General features: G+C 57.0%; 1 pseudogene. It reads left to right on the top strand.

What is annotated here, in order from left to right:
* Positions 1-553, top strand: a pseudogene (locus tag BS640_RS21825) (transketolase); the annotation flags it as partial.

Genomic DNA, 553 nt, shown 5'->3' with positions numbered 1-553 from the left:
GTGCAAAACCATCATCGGTTTCGGTTCACCGAACAAGGCCGGTACACATGAAGTGCACGGCGCTGCGCTGGGTGCAGACGAAGTCGCGGCAACCCGTAAAGCGATTGGCTGGAACTATCCACCATTTGAAATTCCACAGGACATCTACGCTCAGTGGGACGCGAAAGAAGCCGGTAAAGCAAAAGAAGCCGCGTGGAACGACAAGTTCGCCGCCTATGCGAAAGCGCATCCAGAACTGGCTGCCGAGTTCGAACGCCGCGTGAATGGCAAGCTGCCAACCGACTGGCAGGCTGAATCGCAGAAATTCATTGAAGGTTTGCAGGCCAAGCCCGCTAACATCGCCAGCCGTAAAGCCTCGCAAAATACGCTGGAAGCTTTCGGTAAGATCCTACCGGAATTCCTGGGCGGCTCCGCTGACCTGGCACCGAGCAACCTGACCATGTGGTCTGGCTCGAAGTCCATCGGTGAGGATTTGGCCGGTAACTACATTCACTACGGCGTGCGCGAGTTCGGCATGACCGCGATCAGCAACGGTATTGCGCTGCACGGCGGT

This window comes from Rouxiella badensis, assembly GCF_002093665.1.
In the GTDB taxonomy this organism is placed as follows: domain Bacteria; phylum Pseudomonadota; class Gammaproteobacteria; order Enterobacterales; family Enterobacteriaceae; genus Rouxiella; species Rouxiella badensis.
This window is presented reverse-complemented; position numbering and strand designations above follow the sequence as displayed.